At 34.2% G+C, this 479-nt stretch carries 2 protein-coding genes; both read left to right on the top strand.

What is annotated here, in order from left to right; translation table 11 throughout:
- Positions 1 to 234, top strand: a 234-nt coding sequence (locus J8281_RS19060; protein WP_210199242.1) for a YegP family protein, incomplete at its 5' end; no start/stop codon positions are given.
- Positions 235 to 308: 74 nt separating this feature from the next.
- Positions 309 to 479, top strand: a 171-nt coding sequence (locus J8281_RS20025; RefSeq protein ID WP_371812646.1) for a DUF6804 family protein, incomplete at its 3' end; no start/stop codon positions are given.

Genomic DNA, 479 nt, shown 5'->3' with positions numbered 1-479 from the left:
AAACAAGGTTGTAAATCAGGTGTTAACTCGGTAAAAGTACATGCGCCAGAAGATAGCAATTATGAAAAAAAGGTTGCAATTAATGGTAAATACTTTTTTATTCTAAAAGCCAAAAATGGAGAAACCATAGGTAAAAGTGAAATGTATAATTCTACGCAAGCTAGAGACCATGGAATTGTATCTGTAAAGACTAATGCGCCTATTGCGGAAATTCAAGATTTAACAACGGATTAAGGGTATTAAATGTACACTAAAACCTTCCATAATACAGTACAAATCGTGTCAGTTCTCTGTGCGATACTGCTTTTGTGGCAGTGCTAAAAGCGCCAAGAGAATATTACTGGTTACTACGTACGGTTATTTCTATTGGTGCTGTTTTGGTTATTATTAAAAATATCACAGCGACCCATTGGGTGTTCTTGTTCTTGATTGTTACTGTTTTATTTAATCCTATTTTTCCGATTTACCTCTACAAAAAG

This window comes from Aquimarina sp. U1-2 (assembly GCF_017897595.1).
Lineage (GTDB): Bacteria > Bacteroidota > Bacteroidia > Flavobacteriales > Flavobacteriaceae > Aquimarina.
The sequence above is the reverse complement of the archived record's forward strand: the minus strand, read 5'-3'. Positions and strand labels throughout refer to the sequence as shown.